This is a genomic window from Chryseobacterium luteum (assembly GCF_000737785.1).
Taxonomy (GTDB): Bacteria; Bacteroidota; Bacteroidia; order Flavobacteriales; family Weeksellaceae; genus Chryseobacterium; species Chryseobacterium luteum.
Genome location: NZ_JPRO01000005.1, coordinates 22,609 through 45,819 on the forward strand (window position 1 = coordinate 22,609; position 23,211 = coordinate 45,819).

Here is a 23,211-nt window from a genome sequence, read left to right on the forward strand (position 1 = left end):
TTTTAACTGTTTTTTATTTTAAATATATCAAAAACGCATCTTACCGATGTGTTTTAATAGTTATTTCGCCGGATATTTTTGATTTAAAGCCTGAAGGATGGCCCATGTTTCGGCATCCATGATTCCGTCATAATTCTGCGGGCGGAAGTGATACTGGAAAGCTTCGATCGTTTTTTTTGTCCCGTCGTCCCATTTTCCGCTCAGATCCAAATAGTATCCGAATTTCTGAAGTGCAGTCTGGATCAGAAAGACAAATGAAGGATCGCTGTATCTTACAGTGAAGTCTGTCTGAGCCAAATCAAGGAAACTCTGTTTTGCGGTTTCATCATACCACATTCCAAGCTGGTATTCGTCATACAGTTTTTTCCATGGAAACATAGGTCCGGGATCCTGCTTTCTTGTAGGGGCAATATCTGAATGGGCCAGTACATTGGTTGCGGGGATCTGGTATCTTTTTACGATATCTTTAGCCAGTGCGGCTACTTTTTTCACCTGATCATCACTGAAGCCTGCAAATATTTTTTTTCCTGTAGAATCTGCTGTATAGCCAGCATTCACAATCTCAATCCCTATGGAAGTATCGTTAAGATTTTTGTCATTTCTCCATGCGCTTACTCCTGCATGATAGGAACGTTTGTTCTCGTCCACGAGCTGATAGATCTCATTGTCTCCGATATTATTGACCAGATAATGTGCACTTACACCCTGCTGGGTAAGAACCGTAATGGATTTATCATCAGGAAGTGCAGTATAATGCAGTATAAGATATCGCTGTCTGAAGTTCTGTGCTATAGAAGGGAAATAGGTCTTCACCACTTTATATCCGGCCGGTTTTGCTGAAACGATAGAACCGTAACTTGCGGTATTGTCATTTTTTGCAGGATCAGCGAGATTGGTTGTGAAAAATTCCACTCCATGTTCGTTGGTAATTTTGGGTTTCGGAGTCTCGACTGCCGAAGTTTTAACTGCCGGTTTTGCCTGTGATACCGGGGTTTTCGGCTTGTAGGTATTTTTTTTTACATTTTGCTGGGAAGTACATGAAAAAACAAAAGTACTTAATCCGATGATATATAATGTCTTACGCATCAGTTTATTTTTTTAACCATTTATCACCTCAAAAATACGCAAATTTTTCTTGAATTTTATTTGGTAAATAAAGAAATCTGTTCTATATTTGCACTCGCAATAACGGAACAACGATCATTAAAAAATAAGAAAAAAGGAGGGTTGCCAGAGTGGTTAATGGAGCAGTTTGCTAAACTGTCGACGTGCAAGCGTCGCAAGGGTTCGAATCCCTTACCCTCCGCATTTTTTTCTTAGCAATATACTCTCGGGGCGTAGCGTAGTCCGGTCATCGCGCCTGGTTTGGGACCAGGAGGTCGCAGGTTCGAATCCTGCCGCCCCGACTGTTTTAGTAATTTTCTCAAAATTATTTAATGGGTGCGTAGCTCAGCTGGATAGAGCATCTGCCTTCTAAGCAGACGGTCTCAGGTTCGAATCCTGACGCGCTCACATAAGATAAAAAAGCCTTTACAGTAATGTGAAGGCTTTTTTATTTGATTATAATTGCAGATTAAGTATTGACTAATAAGAGCTTTATATTTTTTTTGCCATTGGAATCAGGGCATGGTGTAAAAAGTTATAAGATTCTTTTGCATTAAAGATTTCTTTGGATTTTATTAAGTCTCGGTCAAAATAGTCTGGAGCATTCCAACCAACCATAACACTGTCATATGAAGATTTTTCTTCAATAATAGATAACCATAACTTTATATTATAGCCTTTTTTAATATTCTGGTTGTACATGATGACATCATATCCGTTAGCATTAAATTTTTCAAAATTATTTTTAGCACTATCTAAGTCATATATTTTTGTTAGTTCTATAAGTTTGGACCAAACATCTCTGTCAATCATCCCTAACTCGTAATAATTCTGATTAAAGTCGTACTTTTTAAAGTCATGAGTCCCTAAAATTGTGTTCATTTCGTTTTTACATTCCTGATGGAAATGAATATATAATTTTAATGCTTGGCAAAAACTTTTGTGTTCCAATTCAGTTAGAGGGGTATAAGATGAGAAAAGTTGTATTAAAGTCTCATCACCATATTTTCCTTTATAAATGAACTCTTCAACAGTTTCTTCAGAATGAATCAACTTGGATACTTCTGCCATGTTTGGAATTATGGAAAAACCTCTCCTTTTAATTTCCAATGCAAATGTGCCGTAATCCCGATGTAATAAATGAGGTAAAAATCCATTTAGAAAAATGTTTTCATCATTATAGCAAAAATGATTATCCACATGAGTTAAGGAAATGGTATAATTGTTTTCTTTTATTGAAGAAAATAATTCCAAAAATTCAACGTTTAAATTTTTCGCAATTTTCTGCATCGTCTCTAAAGTAGGATTTCCATTAATCATATTATTTAACGTAACCCTGTTTATACCCATCTTACCAGCTAAATCAGAAATAGTCATATTTTTTGACTTCAATATTTCCTTTATTCTTAAAATGTTTGCCATAATTTGTTTTTTCAAATGTAAAAATAAAATACAAAATAGTAAAAAGTAAGGTTATATTTATTCTTTATGATATTATACGCTACTAAAAACAACAAGCAGGTTAAGGGCAGCAGGAATTTTAGCCAACTTAATGGCATTTTGTTTTACAAGGTTGATGTCGTGTGAATGAGTCCATGCCATTGTTCCTATTTGGTGATTAATTAACAGAAGGGCTGCATTTTCAGGATAAAGGCTTTTGCGTGCATAATGATTTTTTAATTGATAAATGTTTTAAGTACTGTATCTTTTTGATGACTGTACAGTACAAAGTTGGTTTATAATCACACCTCTGAACGATGACCTTTGCTAAAAAAAACCATTGATAAATATCAATTATTATCTGTTTTCATGATCTAAAAAAATCAATTTTATGAAATAATCAGTCTTTACATTCGATGGAAGAGCATTGTTGTAAGCTTGAAATGGTGAAAGTCAAAGAGGGACAGAAAGACTGTACGGATGCCTTTTTCACTTCTCATCAAAAAAATCCATACTTAATTTATTATTAAAAATTAACTAAAAAAAAGTAATCCCATTATGATCGAAATAATAATATAAGTAATACGTATTTATTAATTTTACCTGAGTTAGGAATAAGATAAATGCACGAAATCAGTCTTATTTTATCGCAAAGGCAAACAAAGAACATTTTTTGGTATGTATAAAAGAGCAAACAAGGGCATTCCATTCAGCAAAGGAGTACAAACTATCCTGAGTATGGCTTATTTATAAATGAAATGGTTTTTTATTTAAGATCAGCTGAATGCTTTATAAAGCCTTGTTTTTCGTTGCGTTAATTTTTTAATTCTTATCACGGATTCAGGTTAATTTTAGTGAATATTCCCTGTTATAAATGGGGAAAATAGAGACAAAACGAATAAACCCTTATTGGTTTATAATCAAATAATTATAAATATTCATGCACATGAAAAAACATATCATTATTGTGGGTGGTGGATTTGCCGGAATTAATCTTATTAAAATCTTGAAAAATGACAACAGGTTTATTATTACACTGGTTGACAGGAATAATTATCATTTTTTTCCTCCTCTTATTTACCAGGTTGCTACCTCTTTTATTCAGGCATCCAATATAAGCTACCCTTTCCGGAGACTGTTTTCAAAATATAAAAATGTGAATTTCCATATGGGGAGCCTTCTGAACGTGGATTCTGAAAATAATGTGATAGAAACAGATACAGGAAATTTAAAATATGATTATTTGGTTCTGGCACTAGGTACGGAATCCAACTTTTTCGGGATGGAGAATGTACAGAAATATGCGCTTCCAATGAAAAATATTGAGGAGGCCCTTTATTTACGGAATCATATGCTGCTCAACCTCGAAGAAGCGGCAAGAAATAAAGATGTGAAAACAGCAGAAAGATTACAGAATGTAGTGATCGCCGGGGGCGGTCCTACCGGGGTAGAACTGGCGGGGATGTTTGCTGAAATGGGAAAATATATTGCTGAAAAGGAATATCCTGAAATAAAACTCAGCTTATCCAGCCTGTACCTGATTGATGCCTTACCCACTTTACTTTCTCCTATGAGTAAAATGGCACAGCAGACATCCTATGAGACTTTAAAAGAACTCGGGGTAAAAATACTTCTTAATGTTTCGGTTAAAGATTATGTTGACCATCAAGTTCTTCTGTCAGACGGAACCGTAATAAACACCGAAACACTGATCTGGACTTCGGGAGTGATTGGACGCGAAGTTCCGGGAATTCTAAAGGAAAAAATCGGTAAAGGAAGAAGAATTCTGGTGGATGAATATAACAGGGTTGAAGAAAACGGAACTGTATATGCTTTGGGGGATATTTCTCTTCAGCTGACCGATCAATCTTTCACTAATGGACATCCCCAGCTTGCCCAGACAGCCATACAGCAGGCTAAAAATCTCGGTAAAAACTTAATCCGGCTTCAGGAGGGAAAAGAACTGATCCCTTTTGCCTATCATGATAAAGGAAGTATGGCGATTATTTCAAAATTCAATGCTGTGGTAGATCTTCCGAAGTTTTCTTTCAAAGGTTTTTCAGCATGGCTTACGTGGCTGTTTATCCATATTATCCCGCTGGTTGGTTTCAGAAGCAAAGTCAGGCTGTCACTGGATTGGTTCAGGTTGTTTATTACCAATAATCCATCCATACGCCTGATTCTTTACCCTAAAAGAAATACAACAAAGCAACAATAATTAACAGCGATAAGAAAAAGCATTTATCCTGAACAACCGGATTACTGGATCCATAATACAGGAGCCTGTCGCTTTGAAAGTTTGAAGAAAATCCCATCGGGGTTATAGATTGGATCATTAAAGCAAATTTTAAAATTCCATACATAATCAGTCCGGCTGGAGAAAGAAATATTACTCTGCTATAACGTTATAAAAATTATATTATGAAAACAGAACAAACAGTATCCGTACTTAATGATTTACTGCAAATCACGAATGACAGAATGGAAGGATTTGAAAAAGTAGAGGGAAAAATATGGGAAATGTATCCTGATATAAAAGATGAATATGACCGGATGATCTCCCAATCAAAAATTATGAAAAATGAACTGATCAATCTAATTACTGAAAAGAACGGAACTCCTGACGATTCCACTTCCGTGGCAGGAGCTATCCACAGAACATGGATTGATATTAAAAATTCATTTACTATAGGAAATATTGAAGAATCTACCCTGGAAAATGTGGTATTTGGGGAAAGAGCAGCGGTAGAAACTTATCAAAAGGCCCTTGACAGCGGAGATCTTTGCGAAAAAAGTGAAAAAATTATTTCGGAACAATTGCACAGCCTGAAGGAATCCTATCATCAGTTTAAAAAAATTGAAGAATATAAAAAGAAGGAAAATTAAGTTTTAAAATTGAATATTAAAGCCACCTGGCGTGGCTTTAATTTTGGTCAATATGAAAAATAATTTTTTCATAATAACACTTTATTCATTTTAAAATCCAGTAAAGCATCGGTAAGTCTCTTCCACTGAATCTTGGAAACTCCCATCATTCCTCCTGCAGCAATGGCCAGGTTTCTTACTGTACCCAAAAATCCGGCATCTAAATTAGCCGTTTCGTTCCTGCCGTAAACCGCCGCTTTGATATAAGTATTTCCCCTTGAAATCATGAACGTTGAAGTGGCATCTGATGAATAAAAATGAGCCGTATGCTTCTTATCTGAACTGCCCGGTTCTTTTGAAGGGCTGCAGGTGATTGAGATGTTTTCAAATTCATCTTCTTTTGTGTGCTGATTACTGATATCGGTAATTTTTACCCAGTCATAACCGGACTCAATCGTGCCCGGACCCGGAATATCAATTCTCATAAAATCCCCTTTCACAGGACTACGGTCTGCATAATTTCCTGATGAATCGTAAAGTCTAAAATCCGCAAAGCCATCACCACAAAAATCTTTCCACTGATTGACAGAATAGAGCCTGCTTTTAAGTATGGCAAACTCTTTAACCGCCATTTCAGGACTGTCAAGTTCTTTTATACTTTCCGTATTATGAAAACCACCTTTTTTTTGTTGTGGAATTCCGGGAATTTCTTTGATTTTCATATGGTGTGTATTAGTATGTTCTTAAAAACCGAATTATATAAACATAACCGATTTTTAATAGATAATTAAAATTAAATAAAAATTGACAATCACAGCATGACCTGAATCACATAAGTGACTTTTTAGACTAAAAATCCTGACCAGCTCTATAGTTCTGATGATGGGAATAATCCTGGAATCTTTTAAATAAATCAAAAATAAGCTTTTCTTTTTTTTAATGATAATTCAAAAAATAAAGTTAAATTGTATCATTAATTACGAAATCATCCAGAATGCTGATCGCACAAGAACTGCTTTTATCCTACGGAGCAACGGCAGAACATTTTTATCCGGCAGATGTAATATTTGATGAAGGCAGTACTCCTAAATACTATTATCAAATTGTAAAAGGCACGATAAAACTTAACCATTACAATGAGAGTGGGAAGGAACTTATTTTAGCGATTCTTACCCCGGGGTTCAGCGTATGTGAGCTTTTACTTTTTATTGATAAAAAGTATCCTGTCAACGCTGTAGTTGTTGAGCAGTGTACTACTCTAAAACTGCCCAAAGCCGATTTTGAAAGAATGCTGGACGAAAATCCTGCCCTTTCCCGCGATATCAATAAGTTTTTATCTGAAAGGTTATATCATAAATTCATCATGCTTGAGAATAATACATCCACGCAGGCATCTGTAAGAATTCTTGGGGTACTGGACTATCATAAAAGCTTCAGCGGTGATGAGACCAAATATTCCTTTGAAGTTCCACTGACAAGGCAACAGCTGGCATCAATGACCGGACTGAGAGTTGAAACAGTGATAAGAACAATAAAGAATCTTGAGAAGCAAAATAAACTTGAAATCAGGAACCGGAAAATTTATTTTTAAAGGCAGTGACAAATGTCTGAAAAGATAATTTCAATAAAAAATCTTACCGTTTATTATCTGTACCATATTATTTTTTTCCATTTTTTTGACAGTCCGTATCACGGTTTCCAGCCGTAAAGCTGTAATTGATGAAAGCTGCTGCCTGGTAAAAGGTATCTGATAGGAAAACGGCTCGTACTTTGAATAATATTCTTTCAAAACCCTGAAGAGCTCAGTGAGTCTCAACATTGAATCGTTAATCGATAAGCAGTTAAGCATAATGAACCTGTAATACATCCTCTCGGCATTAAATAAATAAAGATCCAGGAGCGGCTCCTGCTTACTTTTTATAAATTCAACAAATTTTTCTCCGGGAACTTTAAAAATCTCGCATTCTTCCATCGCCACTGCATTGAACGGATATACCTTGTCGCTGAAAAGCAATGTTTCTGCAAAACACTGTCCGGTAATAGAAATACTGAAGATTGCTTCGGTTCCGTTCTCCCTGTCTTTTGTCAATTTGACACTTCCTTTACGGATCTGATAATAATAGTTGGGCTTCTGTCCATCTGAAAATATTATTTCATTCATGTCATATTGCAAAACATCAGCACCTAACGATAAAAGTATTTCCTCACTAAATATCAAAATCTCTCCTTTTAAAGGCAAAACTAACTAAAACCACAGCCGGAACTTTATGATGTGCGTCATAAGGGGTACCACATATACACCTGATTTACTTACCCGCGCTTATTTATTCTGTAAACAGAGTTTACTACTAAAAAAGTAGATCGATGATAAGGTATAAGTCCGCGAGCCTAGTGTTCATAAGAATAAAAAAGGGAATAATTGGAGCAAATCAATTAAGCGAGTTGCATTAGCTTTTTAGCTGTTCGTGAGGGATACGAGAAATTAATTTAAAAAATGACTAATCTTCCGGGATCACGGTATGAGTTTTATATAAAATACTGATATTTAACGAATACGATCCGTTAATTTCCACAAGATCGTTGTTTTTATATCAGACAACGTTTTGAGAAGGCAGTAATAATTGAATATTTTTTTAAATTTCTCTTTTTTATTTAAAAAAAGTTCCTATCTTTGCACTCGCTAAAACGAAGTAAAATTCGCTTAGATGACCACCAATCGGGGCGTAGCGTAGTCCGGTCATCGCGCCTGGTTTGGGACCAGGAGGTCGCAGGTTCGAATCCTGCCGCCCCGACTGTTTTAGTAATTTTCTCAAAATTATTTAATGGGTGCGTAGCTCAGCTGGATAGAGCATCTGCCTTCTAAGCAGACGGTCTCAGGTTCGAATCCTGACGCGCTCACACAACCGACATCAGAATTTTCAATGATTCGATGTCGGTTTTTTTATTTCCTAAAGAACTGTTAATAAGGAAGATATACTTTGCAACAGAGTTCATTTCATCAGTTCGAAAACCCGTTCCATTGAATTCAAGTTTTTTGGGATATATCGAACTGGCTATCTTTCTCTTTATGTCTGTACCAAATATAAATCTGACAATGTATTACTTCCTTTTCTTGGCATTTAATAATTGGGATTTTCTTCATTCTTAAGCTCTACACTGCGTATTCATTAATAATATTTATCAGCATTTTTTTGGGATTATTATTTTTCTTTACCTCAAAGAAAACAATAAAAAGTGGGTATGGTTATAATATACTTGCCTCCTTTATAGCTTACTTGACCATCGTTTTATATGAAAACTGGCATATCTGTAGTTTTACAGATACAGTTATTGCTAACATAACACAAGGGAAAATTAGATAAGCAGAAACATTGAGATCTGATCGCAGATAGACAAAATAGCTGTATATTTGGATATACATGTGACTAACTAACAAACCAAAACATATATTATGAAGAATCTTTTCATTATTATTTACTTTATGGCCTGTACAGCATCTGCGCAAAGTATAAAGTCAGGAGATTATGCAATAACGGTCAGTAATATTACAACTCAGCTCATTCCTAGGGAATCTTTTGGCGAAAAGTATAATTTAACGGAGTACAAAGGTGACTATATCATTAAAAAAAAAGGTGTTAAAATTGCAGGTCAGAAGTTTTATGCAATGAAAGGAATTAATGTAGTTTCTGTCAATATATCAGAAACTGAAAAGTTGGGCAACACCGCTACATATACTTATAAAACTAAAAAATTAGATTGTATGGGGGAGGAAAAAAACTTTGAAAAAATTGGTGACATTGATGATATAATTTTAAATGGAATTCTTTTTTATGCAGAGCTGAAGTTTAAAGAACTCTAATAATAGATTGAATATGTCTCACCAGCCAGAGATGAATTTGTTGAAACATTGTTAAAAGCTAATATCATATGCCGACAGGATATCTTTACAGATTATTGGCGCCAGCAAAAGTCGAAGGTGTCTTATCAGCGACGACCTGCGATTTTTTTGAATAAACGTCCGACAACTTTTAAGCAATTACTTAAAGAAGCTTACGGATCTTGATCATTAAAACGATAACAAGGATGAGTCTTAGCCAGCCTTGTTAGTTTTCTCAAAAGTTTGTTAATGTTGCAGAAGCATCGGATTGTTAACTTTGTCGGACGCTCGAATGCTATTTTCTCCCTCTTTCTGATAAGAGTTTTCTGGACAATCACTATTTTTTCTTCTTTGGTTCCCCCTGCTCAAATTTAAAGCTGATTTCACACTTTTCAAAATTATTCAAGCTTTAGAGGACCGTGATGTTTTAGTTAATTCGCATAGTGACCTGCAACTTCTTTATGCAAAAGTTCGTGAGGGGAACGATATGGCAGAATTGCCATCGAAGCAGTGTTTTTAAGCAAAAGTTATAACGGTTTTCCAAAGGCCCTTCCTCATATCATTGCCATCGGGATTTGCTTTGTATCCGGGATTTTATTAGCTGCCAAAATCGGTAGTATTACCGTGGCTGTAGTTGGCCTTAGGTGACTGTCTTGAGGCATAAAAAAGCACCCGATCAATATTGATCGGGTGAGCTCCGGTTTAGAAAAAAACTGCAGCAGAAAGAAAAGAAATAATGGTACGATTGATCTGATTGGTATTTATCGGGAAGTGCCAGGTGAAAAGCAAATTCTGTTACTGTGTAATTGTAATGCGGATTGAAATAACAAGCTAGCATCATTATCTATAGCATTAGGAACTATATTTGCATTATTATTACGTCATGAAACCAATAGAACTATTACCCAGCCTAAAAAAACGACTGATCCTGCTCTGCCTGCTTATAGCTGTTGGCATTGTAATAGCGGTCATTACTCCCTTTCCCAGCAACTCATTTATCCTATACTTCGGCCTCACCCTTGCTGCTCTCTGTTATTGCTTCATACGTCTGTTCAATCGCAAACCTGTACTGATATTATCTGAATCCGGCATCCTTTCCCAAATGACTATCAATGCTGAAAAAATAGGGTTAATTAACTGGTCAGACATCACTGAAATCCGTGATACAAGGATGTTTTGGATCATAAAGGGCATTGAACTTCATGCCAGCGAAAAAGTAGCAGAACAGTACAATTCCAGGATTAACAAAAAATACAGGTCAGGACGCAAAACCTTTCTAATCCAGTTGTCCAATGACGAAATTAAAATGGACCACAAAAACCTTCTTGCCTTAGTAAACAAATACTGGGAGCATTACAGAATAAATAATAAGATTCCTTAACCAAAAAAAGCACCTGATCGATAATGATCCGGTGCTTTGGATGACTGGATAAAACTCTCCATGTACTAAAATAAACAGGAGGATGGCAACTAAACTGCTTATCTACATTTTTCGGCCTTTTCCTTTAGAGGGTTTTGGCAGCAATGGGAACTCCTATTTTGTTAATTCATATATAATCCATTAAAAAAGCTAATTTCATCACATCTGCAAGAAAATAGTTCGAAGATAATCCTGTTGGGTTCACTTAAGGGGAGACACTATTCAATAGTTGTCTCCTTTTTTATGCATAAAAATGTATATTCCAACTTTTGAGATTGATCCCATACATTTTCTTTTTTAAAATTAATTATACAATATCGCTCTTACTTTTTGCAAAAATGAATTTATTTTTGCGTCCGAATGATTTTGTAGGATTATTATCGTTTTGTCATTGTCCAAATGCCTTTCTATATAAGTGGAATACCCTGGCCAACCACCAGAATGATAGACGATTTTGCCATATTTTTTCGAATTCCCTACGAACCACCCAAATCCATAATTAGTTTCTTTTCCATCGTTGGTTTTTGCAGAATTAAATATCAGTTCTTTATCTTTTGAATCTATCAATTTATCGTCGTAAAGTGCTCTGTCCCATTTCAACAGATCCTCTGTTGTAGAGTTTACTGTTCCATCACCCACGATGCCATCCAGATAATAAGTGTAAAATTCTTTTCCAAAACTATCGGGAAGCACTTTGTACCCTAGACTATCTGTAACATACCCAAGAGCATAATTCTTTATTTCTTTTGGTTCAAATCTGCTCCTATAGATAAACGTATTTTTCATTTTTAATGGTTGAAAGATGTTTTCACTCAAAAATTTTCCAAATGTCTTACGCGATACTTTTTCTATTATCAAAGCTAATAAAGTGTAACCCGTATCGCTGTACTGGTATTTTTCGCCTGGCTGAAAAATAACTTTTGGTCTGTATTTAGTGAAGACATTAACAATATCCTGATTGGTAGCAAATTTTGTTTTATCCCATTTTTCTTCAAAAACCTCCATATAGTCAGGAAGCCCGCCAGTGTGATTAAGTAAATTTCTTATGGTGATATTTCCGTAGAAACCTAATTCAGGAATATATTTTGAAATTTTGTCGTCATAGTTCAGTTTTCCGTGTTTTTCTAACAAAACAATTCCCATGGCAGTAAATTGTTTGGAAACAGATGCCAACTCAAATATAGTTTGGTTATTAATTTTTTGCTCGGTTTTCTCATTAGCAAAGCCATAACTTTTTTCAAATATGATTTTCCCTTTGTCTGCAAGCAGCACATTTCCATTGAACAATTTCTGCTTAAAAAGAGAGCTAAATAAGCTGTCAAGCTGCTTATATTGAGCTGATTGACCAAATGTGAGATTAAATAACAACAATCCAATTGTTATCAGTAAAAATGTTCTTCTCATAGCGTATTCTTTAAAATTGCCTGTAACGAGGCAGTTATTGCCGAAGGCAGAATTGGAGACCTTTAGTTTAGTAAAAATACAAATTTTATAGAAGCACATTCTCAACAAATAGTGGAATTATAAACTTTGTTCTTTTGCTATTTTGATTACGAGGCTCATCATGTCCATTCTTAATGCTATCAATTGTGGGCTTCAAAATAATTTCTGGTATGATGCCCTTCAAATGATGTTTGCTTCCGTCGGCATTTTTCGTCATCATGCCGGTATATGCGATTCTATATTTTCCAGGCAAATAAATTAGGCTGATATTACCGTTTGTTCCTGAACTTGGTGCTCCTATCGTCACGTTTGGAAGCCTATTTAATGTCTTTTTTATTAAATGAGGACACAGCTGTCCAAAACGTTTTTGGCGACTTATGAAAAATGATTTTCCTTCAATTAGGTGCTGTTTTTAATACTCAATAAAAAACAAGCTTACCTCTTAGCGATCTATATAATTTTAATATATTCATTTACTTGTTCTTATGTTGGGAAATCCTATTTTGTTAATTTATATATAATCCATTAAAAAAGCTAATTTCATCATCTCTGCAATAAAATAGTTCGAAGATAATCCTGTTGGTTCACTTAAGGAGACACTATTTAATAGTTGTCTCCTTTTATGCCTGAAAACGTATATTCCAGGTAAAGTACAAGTCGTTAAATCTGCCATAAAAAGCAAATAGACGGAAACCATTTTCAGTTATTTAAAAGAAATTGCAGATACAATTGGACTTACAGCCGAAGAGGGAAACAACATCCTTGCAGACGATTATGAATATCATAAAAAAGAAACCAGACAAAGCAAGAGAGAGACGAGATGAAAAATAAAATTCTTGAAAAGTATAATGTACCCCTACTCCGCTTCTCTACAACAGGAAGTGGAGAAGCTGAAAAGTTAATTCGAAAATTAAATGAGGCAACAAAATAAATGTCTTTTACTAATTGGGAGACTGGTACCTTATCATATATTATCCCCTTTATCGGGATATTCTAATTTATATATCCGGTTATCAGGTTCCGGTTTACTGTTTTAAAACAAATCACTATTTTGAGAATAAAAAAAAGCCAGATCACCAAATCTTCAGTTTTTTTTCCGCACCTAAACATTATGTTATTGATTATAAATAATTTACAATAAAAATTATTTATAATTAAAGTCGGTTATACAAGCTTTTTCCAAAACCAAAACAACTATTCAATCCGTTAAAATGTTAAAAGTTTAAACAAGTTTTTAATTGAAAACAAAATAAATAACAAAAATTCTATATTTACACCATAACTATAAACCAAATTAATTAAAAATAGTCTAAAGGTAAATGTATATAGTAACAGATCAGCTAAAGGAAATAGGATTCAGCATCAATCGATTAGATTATATTATAAAAAGAAATCATGGCCACAGAAAATTCAATACATTAGATTACTATTGTATCTATATAATTTTACAAGACATTGACTTATTAGTTGAAAATATCTCCCACAGCATAAAAGGCGGACACATGGTTTTTATTGGCCCTCAAAAAAATATTGTATTTGGAGAAAATTCGGGAGTGGAAATTTACACCATTGCCTTTTCTTCAAGTTTCTATGAAAGATCAACAAAGGACAGCCTGTTTCTCAACTCCCAGCTTTTCTTTAATTATAATTCTGATATATTCGTTGCTCCTTTTCTGAACAAAGAAGAAATGAAAGTGATCTTTATGGAAAGAATGAAAAACTTTCAGTTAAAGGACAAAAGCCTGTACATATCTGCTGCCCATAATGCCATCGAAAGACTAATTTTAGATGCTTTTCTTCATGTCTCAACCGATGAGATCAAAAAGGATCTTAAATTCGAATACCTTTATTATGTAAATAAGTTTAAAGTTATTTTACAAAGAGATTACAAAACAGCCAAAAAAGTAACTTATTATGCCAGTGAGCTTAATATTACGGCCAGGAAACTGACCGAAGCAACAGAATACATTCTTGGAAAAACAGCCAAACAGGTAATTATAGAAAAACTTATTAATGAGTTTGAAAAATCAATACATTTTTCAAATCACACCATTTCTGAAATTTCTTACGATCTGGGTTTCAGCGATGAAGGTAATTTCAGCAACTTTATAAAAAAACACACCGGAAAAAATCCCTCAAAAATGAAATAGGTTATCAGAAAATTAGTATATTTATCTAAGTAACATTTAGTAAAAATCTTACGGGCGGTATGTATACTAAAATTTTAATACTAGCTTTCTTACATGTTTGCGCAGCAGTTTTTGCGCAGACATCTGACGGCTTGCTATTAAATATCCGCCTTCACCCGGTACAAATACTTTCCGTTAACAACACCGAAACCAATTCCGCAAAAGAGAATGCATTGCCGGAATACGTAACCGTAACCAGCCCGTCCGGGTTCCAGGTTAAAGTAAAACATGAAATCTATAACGATAGAGAAAAGAAATTTTCATCCAGTAAAAATCAAAACTGCAATAAAGAATATAATTTGGTTAACAACCCAAAAGGAGTTGTGCATAAAATGTATAAAATAAACCAAAATGTAAAAAATGCAATAAAAAAATCAGAATGTGCAGTTTCTGAGCAAAACCATTTAGTATTTACTCTTATTTCACAGTAATTTTTTTTGCAGGAAACAAAAGAATCGTTATGCATAGAATAGCAATTTTTACAATATTTAATTCCTAAGTTATTGCACATAATTATTTATGAATACCGTAGTATTATTTATTTTATTTTATTATTAAATTAATCTATCTAATAATCTGTTTTTTATAATTTTATCATAAAAAAAGCACTTTTCTTTGTAGAATAATTCACTGTAGAAAATTACAAATTTTAAGTACTTTTTCACAAAAGAGCTTGCCTTCTTTCCTTATACCTTTGCACTCGTAAAATTTAATTAATACAAAAAACCATTACTTTAGCTATGAAAAAGTGTATATTAGCATCTTTTGCTTTATTAGGATTCGTAACATTAAAAGCTCAACAGACTGTAACATTAAACGTGAGATTAAAACCAATCCAAACCCTTATTGTAAATAATTCTCAAAAAGTAGTCAACCTAGACTACGTCACAAAAGATGACTATACTAATGGTGTAACTTCCGTAAATACCGATCACTTAAGTGTATACAGCACAGGAGGATTCCAGGTAAAAGTAAAAAGCGCTAACTCTGCTCTTCAAAACGGAGGAAAAAACATCCAGGCAAACACCATACAGATTAAAGCAACTGCCGGTTCTGAAGCTGTAAACGGTGCACAATATGCTCAAAACGTACAGCTTTCAGCTAACGAAACAACGTTGGTAACTTCTACTAACGGAGGAGTAGATAAAAAAATCAGCATTGAATATAAAGGTGCAGGTGCCAACGCTTACCTTGACAATTATATTGCCGGCCAGGACCCGACTGTATACACTACTGAATTAACATACACAATCGTTTCTCAATAACATACAACACATAAAAAGATAGAGTGTTGTGATGTAATCGCAACACTCTGTTTTTTTTAAGACCCATTTTCTCCTAATGAAAAAACTGTTTTTTTTCTTCCTGTATATAACGTGTTCCTGCTTTTCTTCCGGATATGCACAGACCGGTGTTTCCGTTTCGCCTCCAAGATTATATTTTGAGTCAGATCTGGGAAACAGTAATACCCAGAAAGTGACGGTAACCAATGTAAGCACAAAAAACTCCCTGGATTTCGCAGTGAGTCTTGGAGACTGGGAATATGACAGTAAAGGGGAAAATATGATGTATCCTGCCAATAACCTTCCTACATCCTGCACAAGTTGGATTACAATAAAAAAAGAAGATAACTATTTCACTTTGGCTCCGGGTGCAAGAAGAGATATCGACATTACTATTACTGTTCCGGACAATCTTTCAGACAAATTACCGGTACACACTGCCGTACTCTATGTAAGCCAGATGAATCCTGTAGATGATGTAGACAGCAAAGGTGCCAATATAAAAGTAAGCATCCGTTCAGGAATAAAACTTTTCCATAAACTACCTTCAGCTAAAAACAAAAAACTTGAAATTCAGAATTTAACATACGATAAATCTAAGGAAGCTTTTAATCTACTCTTTGAAAACGAAGGAAACGTGTGGGCAGATGGAAAAGTATTCACAGATCTTGTCAATACGCAAAACGGGACAAAAGTATCTATGGACCCTGTTATATTCTATACCATGCCCGGAAATAAAAGAGAAATGAATATTGCTCTTCCTTCCACACTTGAAAAAGGAAAATATACCGCCTCAGTAATGATTGATTATGGAGATAGTGATAATCTTGAAATGGGGGAATTAAATTTCACCTATGAATAAGAAATACTGTTTTATTGTATTGCTGGTTTTTTTTAACTGTTTTTCACAGGTATCTTATAGCTCGTGGACCAACAGTTATTTACAAATTAATTCCTACAACGGAAATACTAATCCTGATGCCTATACATTCACTTTAGCGGGTAACGGCGATTTCAATATTCCTTATTGGAGAGTGTCGGTAAAATTAAAGCAGCCTATTACAACCTCTGATGCGATGTATACTCTTCCGGCCAATAAAATTTCTTTTCAGCCGGTTTCAACAGCGGGCCAGGCTTATCCTAATCCCATTCCTTCAATTCCCCAGATCGGCATGCCACTCAATGTATTTCTCCAGGAAGGACAGGAAGTTTTTTTAGTACCTCAGTCCAATGCGGCATTGTACAATCAGCCTGCACAGCCTAACGGTTACTACAATCTTCAGGTGAAATACAGCATGAATGTTATGGGAGGAGCTTATCTTGGCAATTATCCGGCCTGGATCACATTTATTGCCCCCCTGCAGTTTACCGCTTATGATCAGTATAATAATATCATTGGTAAAGCTGATCATAATTTCCAGTTTCAGATAGGCACTCTTTCAGGGACACCTCCCGGCATTCCGGAAATGTCTTTAAAATTTGCCGCCAATGCAGTAAACGGTACTTTGGAATTCAAGAGTATGCAGGATTATGTAAACGGTGTAAGTGTAACGTATCCCAACGCTTTAATAGTAAACAGCAATACCAGCTATCAGATCAAATTAAAATCTGTCCAGAGCCAGTTCAGCTCTGTAGCAGGAAATACGATCCCTCTGGAAGCGGTAAAACTTACTTTAAATCCTGTATCACAAAATTCAGGAAGCGTACATTCCGTTTCATTAAGCACTTCATCACAGCTCATTGCCACAGGAAATACCACTCAAGGGTCTAATGTATATTATGACATCATCTATTCTACAGCTTCTAATGATGAAAGGTTTATCAATGCAAAAACTGAAGAATATTCTACCACAATTCAATACGAGATAACTCCCCAATAATTTTATAATGCCCCAAGATCTATTCAAAAGAATATTTTTTGTTCTTTTTATTCCGCTATCCTTTATTCTGGTTTCGGCGCAGGATTATTCCGGGGTGAGTATGGAAATCCGCAATGAATCGAGAGCGGATAAAAGCAATATTATCGACCTTGTTCTGGTTGTAAAAAACAATACAGGCATTCCTTTTAAAGGAAATATTAAAATTGGAGTCCCAGCCGGCTTCAAAAATATTCTGGGCAGTACGGTTGATGTGGATCTAAAACCGGCGGAAAACATTTTTTTACCTGTGAAAATACTGGTAAACACGGGTGCCAGATATGGGGAAACTAATATTACTTTCGATCTCGCAGATCTGCAAAACCATATTGTTGCAAAAAAAGCAATACCTTATAAAGTGGTGGAAAATAATACATTAAGAATAAGCTCTGAAAATTCACTGATTTATATCAACAATCCCAATGATTCCGTTGAGGTACGGGCAAGGGTTTCCAATTTGGGAAATAAAAAACAGAACGTCACAGTGGTTTTTAAAATTCCTGAAGCAACCCAGGAAAACTTTTTTGTTGAGAAGAAAGGAAGTATCGGCATACACAGGGATTCGGTATTTGTTTTCCGTTTTATGCCTTCAAACAGTATCATAAGAGGCTCTCAGTTTACGGTTAATATGGCAGGCTTCAGGGAGCCCGACAAAGAAATATTCGGAAATGCATCCGTATCGGTTCAGAATGTGTCTTCGGTACAGCATTATCAGGATTTGCAGACCAATACATTTTCAAATTATACCAAAAACAGCATTACAGCCAGTTACAGAAATGTGGGCAAAAATATCAGTATGTACCAGCTAATGGGATCGGGCGGATTTAATCTTCCGTCTGGATATGTTTTTATGAGGGGAAATATTTATACTCTGAATAACCAAAATGATCCTATGGTAAATAATACGTACGTCACTTACTATCGGGAAAACAGTGCGTTTACTTTGGGAAATGTCAGCAAGCTGCTGGAACTGTCGCTGTTTGGAAGAGGTGCTGAATATGCTCTGACTTCGCAGGATAAAAGCAAAAAGCTGGAAGTAGGGTTTGTTGATCAGACGTACAGCCTGATCGAAAGAAATTCATTTTTGAAAAACGGTTACGGTTTTTACGCAAAAGGAACCCTGGGAGCAAAAAATGTTTCCGAGAATATAGGTGCCACTTATATTTTCCGGGACGACCCTTATGATAAGGCCAAACATAATTTACTGGGTACGGATTTCACCCATTCTTTCAGTGAAGACTGGAAGCTGAACACCAAAGTATACGGAGGGGTAAGCTTTTACGAAAACAATAATACCGTAAAGCCTTCTTTAGCCGTAGAAACCCAATACTCGGGAATTATTGAGAAGATCAATCTTAATGGAAATTACTTTTACAGTACGGATTATTATCCCGGAAACAGACGGGGCATCTTACAGATACAGCAAACCTTTTCCAGAAGTATATTCAGGGACCATTATCTGTATGCCAATATAACAGTGTCTGATTTTTCTCCAAAATTCTATTTTTATAATTATGATTTAAAATCAAGCAGCACCAGGCTGGATATGGGGATCAATTTCCGGAAAAAAGGCAACTTCGGTCTGGGCCTTGGCTACCAGTACCAGGAAGAGCGTTCCAATACTTATAATAATTTTTTCAGTATTACCGAGGCCCGGGAATCTAAACAGCTGAAAGCGCAAAGACTGACAGAATATATGACATGGACAAGCCCGAATAAAAAGCATTCTTCCATGCTGGGAATTGAAGCCGGACTTGTTGATTATCCAGACTTAAACCGGCCGCAATATCAGATGAAAATAAGCGGCAATTACAATTACAGATGGTTTAATGTAACGTATATTTATCAGTACGGAAGCTATTTCCTTTCTGAATATGCCTTTTCTAAAATGCTTAATGAAGCTACCCCTTATAAGAAATTAACGGTCTCTTCTTTTTTCAATAAGAATTTCTTTAAGGATAAAGTGAATTTTACTTCCGGTTTTGCCTATACGGATGATGCTCTGTACGGAAAATCCCCTTCCGGCTTTGTTAATCTGAAATACACCAAAGAACGTTACGGGATATACCTGAATTCTTCATGGTATAATTACTCTTCGGGGAATTTAAAAAATAATCTTTTAACCATTGAAGCCGGTGTTACGCTGAACCTGCGCCCCAATACATTGAATCCGGGTAAAAAGGGAAGTATAAAAGCATTTGTATATTACGACAACAACAGCAACAACATTTTTGATGAAGGGGACAAGGAGGCAGAAGGCTACCTGATCATGCTTAACAATACTTCTTTTAAAACAAATGAAAAAGGGAATATCCTGTACACGAAAATTCCTTACGGCAAATATGCTTTAAAGCAGGTAATTCAGCAGGGATGGTACTATGATGAAGCAGAATTTGAAGTGAACACGCACAACTATTACTTTGAAGTTCCCCTGCATCAGAATGGAACGATCCTTGGAAAAGCGACTTATGAATTTAATAATAAAACAGCCCTGGATTTTGACCCGAAATTAGGAGGTATCATTTTCAACATCTACCAGGAAGATAAGTTTATACAGCGTATGTTTACCGATGATAACGGGGAATTTGTCTCTTTTCTGCCATCAGGAAACTACAGGATCAGCCTCAATGAGAATTCATTGCCTTTAAATACCCATTGTGACCAAACGTATAGAGATGTGAATATCCAGGCAGGAAAAATCATATATGCAGAGCCTTTTATCATAAAAGTAAAAGAGAAAACCATAAGGGTTAAGAAGTTCGGAAACTAGCTATCACGGTAATCTCCCGGAGAGAATGCAAATGCAGGAAGCCTATAGCTTCTCAGCCTTATTGTGCTAAAATAACACAGTGTCATAAATTGAATGACAGCCAGTGAATATAAAGCGGTCTATCTTATTTCAGTCTGAATCTTATTTAAGCTTATAAGAATTTCCGTTCCAGAGGTATGTTTTGGAGGACCGTTTTTTCTTTTCCCTATCCTTGTCATCTTTTTCCATTTCCTCCATTTTAAAAATAAAAGCATCAGGAATTCCCCCTTTGTCATTGGGAAATACAAATTCTTCGGAATGGTAGTATACATCGGCATCTCCCACATTCATCAGCTGTGGCAGGGCAACCAGCTTCTTATCTGCAAAAAGCACATACTGGTCATAGCCTGCAATGCCGCAGGCTTCGCCGGAAACCACAGCTTTGAGGGTGAGTTCTGCATTCTTCAGCTTATGACCACTTTCAACGGAAAATGCAGCATAGCTAAGTTCTTCATCCCTGCCTGTATCGAAATAAACCTCATCCGTTAAAGAGGTTCCTTGCATAACTTTTATTCCGGCAATATTCTGTTTTACAGTTTCATTATAGTCTTTACTTTTCCGGTCCACTGTTTTTGACAGCCCAAAAAGGAAGTCGTAGCCGTTTTTATTACGGTAACCGACACAAAGATTGCCTCCCCAGATATAACCTTCGGAAACAGCATCTCCCTTCTGATAGGAAATTTTATACCAATTGGCGCCTCTTTCCCCCAGCCTCAGAACTGTTGCTTCTTTTTTAAGAATCATTACCTGCTGATTGGTCTGCAGAGAGTCTGTTACTTCCGATTTCACATCCGGTTCTTTTCTTACTCTGGACCAGTCTGTAAAGATTTTCTGAGGTTTATTTTCTTCAAAGCCAAAAACCCCGTCAGGATAAATCACATTTTCTTCCTGTGCAGAAAAAAGCTGCAGGAACAACAGGCATAAAACCGTCAGTAAAGATCTCATATTAATATTTTGTTTCGTTATTTTTCCAGCAACAGGCTTACCCATTCTTCACGCTGAAGTTTCTTTTTAAGCTCCAGTCCGCTTTCTCTGCATACTTCAAGAATATCATCCACGTCAAAGAAGCACAGCCCGGAAAGCAGCAGTTTTCCACCTTCATTCATCACAGAAACATAGGTAGGAATGTCGGAGATCAGGATATTCCTGTTAATATTGGCCAGGATAATATCAAAATGCTCTTTTCCTAAATTTTCTGCTGTTCCCAGTTCTATATCAAGCTCAACACCGTTTCTGGCTGAGTTTTCTTTTGAATTTTCTACAGACCATTCATCAATATCAATGGCTTTTACGTCTCCGGCACCCTGCTGTTTTGCATAAATAGCCAGTACAGAGGTCCCGCAGCCCATATCCAGCACTTTTTTACCGTTGAAATCAATATCCATCATCTGCTGGATCATGAGGTGTGTGGTAGGATGGTGGCCTGTTCCGAAAGACATTTTGGGCTGGATGATAATTTCATGCATTCCCGGCACAGATTCATGGAATTCTGCCCTGATCAGTACTTTATCGTCAATATTGATCGGTGAAAAGTTTTTTTCCCATTCTTCATTCCAGTTGATGTTCGGCATTTCTTCGAAAGAATACGTGATCTCCACATTTTCGTTTTCAAAAAGCGGAAGCGCATTAAGTTCTTCTTCTTTAAAGAGTTCTTTCTGGATATATCCTAAAATTCCGTCAATTTCTTCCGTAAAGCTGTCGAAACCTATTTCGATAAGCTCTGCCATCAGTATCTCGTTCCATGGCTGCAATGGAGAAATTTTGAAATTGAATTCTAAATAATTTTGCATGTGAGTCAATAATTTAATGCAAAAATAAGGATGTTATTATTGTTAAAAAAATGGAAGTGCAATGAGTATCGCATATTTTCAGAATATAGGTTGTATTTTAATGGTTAAAGTTTTTGCTTTTTTTATGTTTTGGCTAAAGTCGGATAGGTTTGTACCAATAGAAAAAGCGGGCTAAAGCCCGCTCCCATTGAATATTTTATTCTCTGAATTGGTTCAGGATATCCCGTAATCTGATACCTGTAAACAATTAACCAGTAAGCACATCTCCTTTTACGGATTTGTAGAGAAAATAGAACCGTTGGCGATCAGAGCCCTTCTGTTCATCTTTAAAATATCTCTTACCCATTCTGCAAAATCTTCCGGCTGAAGTACCTTATCGGGATTTCCGTCCGTAAGTCCTCCCTGGATACTCATATCGGAAGCAATAGTGCTTGGTGTCAGGGTGATCACTCTGATATTCTGCTTTCTCCACTCTGCCATCATCGACTGTGACAGGGAAACCACTGCTGCTTTGGATGCCGCATAAGCCGACATGTTGGGACCTCCTTTTAAACCTGCCGTAGAAGCCACGTTAACGATGTCTCCTTCTCCATTTGCTTTTAAGAAAGGATAAACCGCTTTAGCCGCATAATATACTCCGAATAAGTTGGTCCGGATTACCTGTTCCCAGGTCTCAGAAGGCATTTCTTCAATACTGCCAAAATCTCCGATGCCGGCATTATTGACAAGAATATCAACACTTCCTAGTTGCTTTGCAAGAGATTCGATACCCGTTTTTACTTCAGATTCATTATCAATACTGAAAACAGCATATGCCGAGTTCACTCCAAGTGCTTTGATCTCTTCAACCGTATTTTTAAGATTTTCTTCGTTTCTGCCGGTAACAGCAACATTTACTCCTTCATTGGCCAAAGCTAAGGCAACCGCCTTTCCAAGTCCTCTTCCACCACCCGTTACGATGGCATTTTTTCCGTTTATATTCATAATACTATTGTTTCTAAAGCAAATTTACGAAAGAACATTTTTACAGGACCGGAAGAATATGGAATTAACGGAATTTTAATAGCGGAATGAC

At 35.9% G+C, this 23,211-nt stretch carries 19 protein-coding genes and 5 tRNA genes; 16 read left to right on the forward strand and 8 right to left on the reverse strand.

The window, feature by feature from the left end; all coding sequences use genetic code 11:
* Positions 1–60: 60 nt before the first annotated feature.
* A complete protein-coding gene (locus tag IX38_RS08375) occupies positions 61–1,086 on the reverse strand; it encodes an N-acetylmuramoyl-L-alanine amidase (protein WP_034703769.1) in 1,026 nt (341 codons plus the stop codon).
* A gap of 135 nt (positions 1,087–1,221) precedes the next feature.
* On the opposite strand from IX38_RS08375, the gene IX38_RS08380 reads away from it, so the two are divergent.
* From IX38_RS08380 to IX38_RS08390, 3 genes are all read left to right on the forward strand, one after another.
* Positions 1,222–1,306 (forward strand) — tRNA-Ser (locus tag IX38_RS08380).
* A 25-nt stretch (positions 1,307–1,331) separates the two neighbouring features.
* Positions 1,332–1,406 (forward strand) — tRNA-Pro (locus IX38_RS08385).
* A gap of 32 nt (positions 1,407–1,438) precedes the next feature.
* Positions 1,439–1,512: transfer RNA gene (locus IX38_RS08390), tRNA-Arg, on the forward strand.
* 84 nt (positions 1,513–1,596) lie between these two features.
* Here IX38_RS08390 and IX38_RS08395 read toward each other — a convergent pair.
* Positions 1,597–2,526, reverse strand: coding sequence for a helix-turn-helix domain-containing protein (locus IX38_RS08395; RefSeq protein ID WP_034703771.1), 930 nt, complete (start codon positions 2,524–2,526; stop codon positions 1,597–1,599).
* Between the two features lie 964 nt (positions 2,527–3,490).
* Here IX38_RS08395 and IX38_RS08400 point away from each other — a divergent pair.
* Positions 3,491–4,762, forward strand: coding sequence for an NAD(P)/FAD-dependent oxidoreductase (locus IX38_RS08400; protein WP_034703928.1), 1,272 nt, complete (start codon positions 3,491–3,493; stop codon positions 4,760–4,762).
* Between the two features lie 203 nt (positions 4,763–4,965).
* Entirely contained in the window at positions 4,966–5,430 is a 465-nt protein-coding gene (locus IX38_RS08405; protein ID WP_034703773.1) for a PA2169 family four-helix-bundle protein, read from the forward strand.
* A gap of 68 nt (positions 5,431–5,498) precedes the next feature.
* On the opposite strand, the gene IX38_RS08410 is transcribed toward IX38_RS08405, so the two are convergent.
* Positions 5,499–6,131 carry a hypothetical protein gene (locus tag IX38_RS08410; protein ID WP_051884569.1) on the reverse strand — a complete coding sequence of 211 codons (633 nt, stop codon included), beginning with the start codon at positions 6,129–6,131 and terminating at the stop codon, positions 5,499–5,501.
* A gap of 272 nt (positions 6,132–6,403) precedes the next feature.
* On the opposite strand from IX38_RS08410, the gene IX38_RS08415 reads away from it, so the two are divergent.
* Positions 6,404–7,000, forward strand: coding sequence for a Crp/Fnr family transcriptional regulator (locus IX38_RS08415; protein ID WP_051884570.1), 597 nt, complete (start codon positions 6,404–6,406; stop codon positions 6,998–7,000).
* 30 nt (positions 7,001–7,030) lie between these two features.
* On the opposite strand, the gene IX38_RS08420 is transcribed toward IX38_RS08415, so the two are convergent.
* Entirely contained in the window at positions 7,031–7,570 is a 540-nt protein-coding gene (locus tag IX38_RS08420) for a Crp/Fnr family transcriptional regulator (RefSeq protein WP_034703775.1), read from the reverse strand.
* A 556-nt stretch (positions 7,571–8,126) separates the two neighbouring features.
* Here IX38_RS08420 and IX38_RS08425 point away from each other — a divergent pair.
* From IX38_RS08425 to IX38_RS22750, 4 genes are all read left to right on the forward strand, one after another.
* Positions 8,127–8,201 (forward strand) — tRNA-Pro (locus tag IX38_RS08425).
* A gap of 32 nt (positions 8,202–8,233) precedes the next feature.
* Positions 8,234–8,307, forward strand: a tRNA-Arg gene (locus IX38_RS08430).
* A 553-nt stretch (positions 8,308–8,860) separates the two neighbouring features.
* Positions 8,861–9,268: a hypothetical protein gene (locus IX38_RS08435; protein ID WP_131368650.1), complete on the forward strand. Its 408-nt coding sequence runs from the start codon at positions 8,861–8,863 to the stop codon at positions 9,266–9,268.
* A 901-nt stretch (positions 9,269–10,169) separates the two neighbouring features.
* Positions 10,170–10,667, forward strand: a complete 498-nt coding sequence (locus IX38_RS22750; RefSeq protein ID WP_131368651.1) for an STM3941 family protein — start codon at positions 10,170–10,172, stop codon at positions 10,665–10,667.
* A gap of 342 nt (positions 10,668–11,009) precedes the next feature.
* Here IX38_RS22750 and IX38_RS08445 read toward each other — a convergent pair whose 3' ends face one another.
* Positions 11,010–12,110, reverse strand: a complete 1,101-nt coding sequence (locus IX38_RS08445) for a serine hydrolase domain-containing protein (RefSeq protein ID WP_034703934.1) — start codon at positions 12,108–12,110, stop codon at positions 11,010–11,012.
* 1,358 nt (positions 12,111–13,468) lie between these two features.
* Here IX38_RS08445 and IX38_RS08450 point away from each other — a divergent pair.
* The 6 genes from IX38_RS08450 (at position 13,469) to IX38_RS08475 (ending at position 20,307) form a co-directional block, all read left to right on the forward strand.
* Positions 13,469–14,299 (forward strand): helix-turn-helix domain-containing protein, encoded by an 831-nt coding sequence (locus IX38_RS08450; RefSeq protein ID WP_034703781.1) that lies wholly within the window; start codon positions 13,469–13,471, stop codon positions 14,297–14,299.
* Between the two features lie 59 nt (positions 14,300–14,358).
* Entirely contained in the window at positions 14,359–14,769 is a 411-nt protein-coding gene (locus tag IX38_RS08455) for a hypothetical protein (protein WP_034703784.1), read from the forward strand.
* A gap of 309 nt (positions 14,770–15,078) precedes the next feature.
* Entirely contained in the window at positions 15,079–15,603 is a 525-nt protein-coding gene (locus tag IX38_RS08460) for a hypothetical protein (RefSeq protein WP_051884572.1), read from the forward strand.
* Between the two features lie 76 nt (positions 15,604–15,679).
* The gene (locus IX38_RS08465; RefSeq protein WP_034703786.1) at positions 15,680–16,483 is read left to right on the forward strand and encodes a fimbrial biogenesis chaperone; all 804 of its coding nucleotides are present in this window, start codon (positions 15,680–15,682) and stop codon (positions 16,481–16,483) included.
* Positions 16,476–17,501 (forward strand): hypothetical protein, encoded by a 1,026-nt coding sequence (locus IX38_RS08470; protein ID WP_034703788.1) that lies wholly within the window; start codon positions 16,476–16,478, stop codon positions 17,499–17,501. The genes IX38_RS08465 and IX38_RS08470 overlap by 8 nt, the downstream gene beginning before the upstream one ends.
* A gap of 7 nt (positions 17,502–17,508) precedes the next feature.
* A complete protein-coding gene (locus IX38_RS08475) occupies positions 17,509–20,307 on the forward strand; it encodes a hypothetical protein (protein WP_034703790.1) in 2,799 nt (932 codons plus the stop codon).
* Between the two features lie 141 nt (positions 20,308–20,448).
* On the opposite strand, the gene IX38_RS08480 is transcribed toward IX38_RS08475, so the two are convergent.
* From IX38_RS08480 to IX38_RS08490, 3 genes are all read right to left on the reverse strand, one after another.
* A complete protein-coding gene (locus IX38_RS08480; protein WP_034703938.1) occupies positions 20,449–21,291 on the reverse strand; it encodes an SH3 domain-containing protein in 843 nt (280 codons plus the stop codon).
* 17 nt (positions 21,292–21,308) lie between these two features.
* The gene (gene prmA, locus IX38_RS08485) at positions 21,309–22,136 is read right to left on the reverse strand and encodes a 50S ribosomal protein L11 methyltransferase (protein ID WP_034703792.1); all 828 of its coding nucleotides are present in this window, start codon (positions 22,134–22,136) and stop codon (positions 21,309–21,311) included.
* A 270-nt stretch (positions 22,137–22,406) separates the two neighbouring features.
* A complete protein-coding gene (locus IX38_RS08490) occupies positions 22,407–23,120 on the reverse strand; it encodes a 3-ketoacyl-ACP reductase (protein ID WP_034703794.1) in 714 nt (237 codons plus the stop codon).
* Positions 23,121–23,211: the final 91 nt, after the last annotated feature.

What these genes read in the sequence shown, in the direction of transcription:
- IX38_RS08375 (WP_034703769.1), bottom strand. Translation starts at nt 1,086, where the DNA reads ATGCGTAAGACATTATATATCATCGGATTAAGTACTTTTGTTTTTTCA.
- IX38_RS08395 (WP_034703771.1), bottom strand. Translation starts at nt 2,526, where the DNA reads ATGGCAAACATTTTAAGAATAAAGGAAATATTGAAGTCAAAAAATATG.
- IX38_RS08400 (WP_034703928.1), top strand. Translation starts at nt 3,491, where the DNA reads ATGAAAAAACATATCATTATTGTGGGTGGTGGATTTGCCGGAATTAAT.
- IX38_RS08405 (WP_034703773.1), top strand. Translation starts at nt 4,966, where the DNA reads ATGAAAACAGAACAAACAGTATCCGTACTTAATGATTTACTGCAAATC.
- IX38_RS08410 (WP_051884569.1), bottom strand. Translation starts at nt 6,131, where the DNA reads ATGAAAATCAAAGAAATTCCCGGAATTCCACAACAAAAAAAAGGTGGT.
- IX38_RS08415 (WP_051884570.1), top strand. Translation starts at nt 6,404, where the DNA reads ATGCTGATCGCACAAGAACTGCTTTTATCCTACGGAGCAACGGCAGAA.
- IX38_RS08420 (WP_034703775.1), bottom strand. Translation starts at nt 7,570, where the DNA reads ATGAATGAAATAATATTTTCAGATGGACAGAAGCCCAACTATTATTAT.
- IX38_RS08435 (WP_131368650.1), top strand. Translation starts at nt 8,861, where the DNA reads ATGAAGAATCTTTTCATTATTATTTACTTTATGGCCTGTACAGCATCT.
- IX38_RS22750 (WP_131368651.1), top strand. Translation starts at nt 10,170, where the DNA reads ATGAAACCAATAGAACTATTACCCAGCCTAAAAAAACGACTGATCCTG.
- IX38_RS08445 (WP_034703934.1), bottom strand. Translation starts at nt 12,110, where the DNA reads ATGAGAAGAACATTTTTACTGATAACAATTGGATTGTTGTTATTTAAT.
- IX38_RS08450 (WP_034703781.1), top strand. Translation starts at nt 13,469, where the DNA reads ATGTATATAGTAACAGATCAGCTAAAGGAAATAGGATTCAGCATCAAT.
- IX38_RS08455 (WP_034703784.1), top strand. Translation starts at nt 14,359, where the DNA reads ATGTATACTAAAATTTTAATACTAGCTTTCTTACATGTTTGCGCAGCA.
- IX38_RS08460 (WP_051884572.1), top strand. Translation starts at nt 15,079, where the DNA reads ATGAAAAAGTGTATATTAGCATCTTTTGCTTTATTAGGATTCGTAACA.
- IX38_RS08465 (WP_034703786.1), top strand. Translation starts at nt 15,680, where the DNA reads ATGAAAAAACTGTTTTTTTTCTTCCTGTATATAACGTGTTCCTGCTTT.
- IX38_RS08470 (WP_034703788.1), top strand. Translation starts at nt 16,476, where the DNA reads ATGAATAAGAAATACTGTTTTATTGTATTGCTGGTTTTTTTTAACTGT.
- IX38_RS08475 (WP_034703790.1), top strand. Translation starts at nt 17,509, where the DNA reads ATGCCCCAAGATCTATTCAAAAGAATATTTTTTGTTCTTTTTATTCCG.
- IX38_RS08480 (WP_034703938.1), bottom strand. Translation starts at nt 21,291, where the DNA reads ATGAGATCTTTACTGACGGTTTTATGCCTGTTGTTCCTGCAGCTTTTT.
- prmA (WP_034703792.1), bottom strand. Translation starts at nt 22,136, where the DNA reads ATGCAAAATTATTTAGAATTCAATTTCAAAATTTCTCCATTGCAGCCA.
- IX38_RS08490 (WP_034703794.1), bottom strand. Translation starts at nt 23,120, where the DNA reads ATGAATATAAACGGAAAAAATGCCATCGTAACGGGTGGTGGAAGAGGA.